Consider the following 3916-nt stretch of genomic DNA (forward strand, 5'->3'; position numbering starts at 1 on the left):
GCCGCCGACTCCTACACGGCCTCCGGCGCCAAGGTGGGCGTCCTCGACGCGGGCACCACCACTTCCACTGCCGGCAGGACCTGGGCCGCCGTGAGACGTACGGCGAGTGGACCAACGCCCGGTGGGCGAAGACCGACGACGACAGCCGCAACACGGACGTCTGGGTCAGCGACGTCTACGCCAGGGGCGGTGACGACGACGGGCCCGTCCCCGGGCTCCCGCTCTGCTGACGGCGCACCGCGGCCGCCGCGTACCGCTCCAGACCGGAGGCCGTCACCAGCTTCTCCTCGACGAACAGCCGCGTGCCCCGCTCGCACAGCCGCCGGTCGGCGCGGGCCCGTGCGCAGAACTCCTCGGGCACCACCCCGAACAGCTCCCGCAGCCGCGGCAGCGCGACGAGCAGTTCGGTGAGCAGCTCACGCTGACCGGGGTGGGTGCGCGGCACGCCCGTGCCGTCGTGCAGGACGCCGTGCCGGTTGACGTAGGCGTACGCGCCGGGCAGCCGCGTGCCGTCCGCCAGGTCGACCCGTACGTCGGGTGCGGGCAGCCAGGCCCGGTCGAAGTTGCCACCCGGCACCGGCACACCCTCGCTCGCGTCGATCACCGCGAGTTGCTCGGCGTCCAGCCAGAGCACGAACAACGCGCGCACGGTGTCCGGGGCGCCGACCGGCGACGCCGACACATAGCCCATGCGGCTCACGTGCGCGGAGACCCCGGCGTCGACACCGGTCACCCGGGCCTTCACCATCGGCAGCGGCGTGCTGATCCCGCACTGGCGCATCTTGTGCCGCAACTGGCCCGGGGAGCCGTTGGAGCCGATGGCGAGGACGGGCGTGCGGTCGTCGTACAGCAGCCGCTCGGGCGGCAGGAAGCGGTCCCCGTCGAGGATCCCCGAGTCGGCGGGCCACGCGCCCGGATACAGCAGGGGATGCTCGCGCGGCGCGTCGGCGAGACCGAGGGCTCGCAGCGTCCGTTCCACGGGGCGGGTCATGGGCCGCTCAGTCCGCCGGGGGGATCTCGCCCGAGCCGCGGGTGATCAGACGGGTCGGCAGTTCGATGCGCTCGGGGCTGAGCAGGCTGCCGTCCAGCTGCCGGAAGAGACGCTCCGCCGCGGTGCGGCCGATGTCCGCCGCGTCCTGGGCGACGACCGTGACGCCCGGCTGCAGCAGGTCGGCCAGCTCGATGTCGTCGAAGCCGACGAGGGCGACCCGCCGGGTCTGCTCGGCGAGCACCCGGATGACGGTGACCGTCACCCGGTTGTTGCCCGCGAAGATCGCGGTCACGGGGTCCGGCCCCGACAGCATCTCCTCGGCGGCCCTGCGCACCCGCTCGGGGTCGGTCACCCCGAGGGACATCCAGGAGTCCGCCACCGGTATGCCCGCGTCCTCCATCGCGGCCCGGTAGCCGCGCAGCCGCTCGGCGGCGGTGTGGATGCGGGGCATGTCACCGACGAAGCCGATCCGGCGGTGCCCGTGCGCGATGAGGTGGGCCACGCCGTCGCGGGCGCCGCCGAAGTTGTCCGACAGCACCACGTCGGCGTCGATGTGCCCGGCCGGCCGGTCCACGAACACCGTGGCCACGCCCGCCTTGAGTTCCGGTTCCAGATACCGGTGGTCGTCCCCGGCCGGGATGACCACCAGCCCGTCCACCCGCCGCGCGCACAGGGCCAGCACCAGTTCCTGCTCGCGTTCCGGGTCCTCCGCGCTGGAGCCGTTGATCAGCAGGGCGCCGTGGGCGCGGGCCACCTCCTCGACCGACCGGCTCAGCGGTCCGTAGAACGGGTCCGCGAGGTCCTCCAGGACCAGGCCGATGCTCGCCGTGCGGCCCTTGCGCAGCACCCGGGCGCTGTCGTTGCGGCGGAAACCGAGCGCGTCGATCGCCTCCTGGACCCGCCGCTCCGTCTCCGGCGTGACCCCCGGCTCGCCGTTCACGACCCGCGAGACCGTCTTGAGGCCGACCCCGGCACGGGCGGCGACGTCCTTCATCGTCGGACGGTTGCCGTAGCGCGTTGCGGATCGGAGGTGCGTCTGGGGCACGGTGCGGTGTCCTGTCCTGTCGTCCACGGGGATGCGTCGATCCTGGGTTTGTATGAGGATGTGGCGTCGAGCATAGAGCCTGGACAACGTTGTCAGGCTCGGGGGAGACTGTCCACCGCGAACTCCGGACCGGCGCACCGCCGCAGGGCCGGTCCGCGGTTTGCCCTGCCCGATGGCTATTCTCGGCGTTTTTCTCATGGTTGACGGGGAGATCCGACACTGATGCACACCGACCTCGTGGCCGCGCTCGACATCGGCGGCACCAAGATCGCCGGCGCTCTGGTGGACGGCCAGGGCCGGATCCTGGCACGCGCCCAGCGGCCGACGCCCGCCCGGGAGGACGGCGACACCGTGATGCGGGCGGTGGAGCAGGTGCTCGGCGAGCTCGGCGCGTCGCCGCTGTGGCAGCGCGCCACGGCCGTCGGGATCGGCAGCGCCGGACCCGTGGACGCCTCGGCGGGGACGGTCAGCCCGGTGAACGTGCCCGGCTGGCGCGACTACCCGCTCGTCGCCCGGGTCCGGGCCGCGACCGGGGACCTGCCCGTGGAGCTGATCGGCGACGGTGTGGCGATCACGGCGGCGGAGCACTGGCAGGGCGCCGCCCGCGGCCACGACAACGCCCTGTGCATGGTGGTCTCCACCGGCGTCGGCGGCGGTCTGGTGCTCGGCGGGCGGCTGCACCCCGGGCCCACCGGCAACGCCGGGCACATCGGCCACATCAGCGTCGACCTCGACGGCGACCTGTGCCCCTGCGGCTCGCACGGCTGCGTGGAGCGCCTCGCCAGCGGCCCCAACATCGCCCGCCGCGCCCTGGACAACGGATGGCGGCCCGGCCCGGACGGGGACACCTCAGCCGCCGCGGTGGCCGCCGCCGCCCGGTCCGGCGACCCGGTCGCCGTCGCCTCCTTCGAGCGGGCCGCCCAGGCCCTGGCCGCCGGGATCGCCGCCACCGCCACGCTCGTGGAGATCGACATCGTCGTGATCGGCGGGGGAGTGGGCAAGGCGGGCGACATCCTCTTCACGCCCCTGCGCGAGGCCCTGCGCACTTACGCGACCCTGTCCTTCGTCCAGCACCTCACCGTGGCACCGGCCCAGATGGGCACGGACGCGGGCCTGGTGGGAGCGGCGGCGGCCGTGCTGACCCGGCGGACGGACCCGGCGGCCGCGGCGGTGTGACTCCCGCAGGAACGTTCAGGCAGTGGGGGTGCGGCGTCCCGCCCCGGCACCCCACTGCCCCCCGATCCGGAGGGGACCCTCCGAGCGGCGCGGCATCCGGCCCCGCGTGAGTCTCCACATGGTCTTGTCCGGGCTCGTCCTCATGACCGGATGGACGGCGGCCCCGGCTGCACCGGCCTTCGCCGCGGTCACGCTGGTGCGCGCCCGGCGCCTCGACCGGACGCGCGGAACGGGTCACGCCGGCGGGACCCGCCGGGCCGGGCCCCTGGCGGCCCGGCCGCTGGGACCGGCGCCCGCCTGCCTGTGCTTCCGCTGGGACCGGCGCCCGCCTGCCTGCGCTTCCGGCAGGGTGCTCGCCGTGGCTGCCGTCCCGGCCGACCTCCGGCTCGTGTCGGCGGTGGTCGTGTTCGGGGCGGACGGAGTCTTCACCGAGGAGCGGATGGGATGTCCCGGCATGGTCGATCCCACCGGGCGCGGACACCAGGCCGCGGTGGAGAGCGTGCCGCGGAGGTGGCGTGGCGAAGTGCCGGAGCGGCGGTCCTCGCCCGGTGCCGGCTCGCCGCGGGTGTGCAGCCGTGCGTCCTGCCGCTCGCGGCATGGTGGACCGGTACCTTCGACATCCGCGCCCGATGCGGGCCGGCCCGCATCGGGGCGGGCCGCTCTGTCCCGGAATTCGACCGCATGTCCGTGCGATGTGGCACGAT

3 protein-coding genes and 1 pseudogene are annotated in these 3916 nt (G+C 74.6%); 2 read left to right on the forward strand and 2 right to left on the reverse strand.

Annotated elements, in window-relative coordinates; genetic code table 11:
• Positions 1-230, forward strand: a pseudogene (locus RIN80_RS19060) (serine/threonine protein kinase); the annotation flags it as partial.
• On the opposite strand, the gene RIN80_RS19065 reads toward RIN80_RS19060, so the two are convergent.
• Both RIN80_RS19065 and RIN80_RS19070 read right to left on the reverse strand, forming a co-directional pair.
• Entirely contained in the window at positions 176-991 is an 816-nt protein-coding gene (locus tag RIN80_RS19065; RefSeq protein ID WP_309096813.1) for a hypothetical protein, read from the reverse strand. The pseudogene RIN80_RS19060 and the gene RIN80_RS19065 sit on opposite strands and share 55 nt — an antisense overlap.
• A 7-nt stretch (positions 992-998) precedes the next feature.
• Positions 999-1985 carry a LacI family DNA-binding transcriptional regulator gene (locus RIN80_RS19070; protein WP_375141736.1) on the reverse strand — a complete coding sequence of 329 codons (987 nt, stop codon included), beginning with the start codon at positions 1983-1985 and terminating at the stop codon, positions 999-1001.
• Between the two features lie 273 nt (positions 1986-2258).
• Between RIN80_RS19070 and RIN80_RS19075 the strand changes: the two genes are divergently transcribed.
• Positions 2259-3212: an ROK family protein gene (locus tag RIN80_RS19075; RefSeq protein WP_309096815.1), complete on the forward strand. Its 954-nt coding sequence runs from the start codon at positions 2259-2261 to the stop codon at positions 3210-3212.
• The last annotated feature ends 704 nt before the right edge of the window (positions 3213-3916 follow it).

This window comes from Streptomyces sp. (genome assembly GCF_031181705.1).
Lineage (GTDB): Bacteria > Actinomycetota > Actinomycetes > Streptomycetales > Streptomycetaceae > Streptomyces.

Coding starts and splice junctions, on each gene's coding strand:
- RIN80_RS19065 (WP_309096813.1), bottom strand. CDS start 991: ATGACCCGCCCCGTGGAACGGACGCTGCGAGCCCTCGGTCTCGCCGAC.
- RIN80_RS19070 (WP_375141736.1), bottom strand. CDS start 1,985: ATGAAGGACGTCGCCGCCCGTGCCGGGGTCGGCCTCAAGACGGTCTCG.
- RIN80_RS19075 (WP_309096815.1), top strand. CDS start 2,259: ATGCACACCGACCTCGTGGCCGCGCTCGACATCGGCGGCACCAAGATC.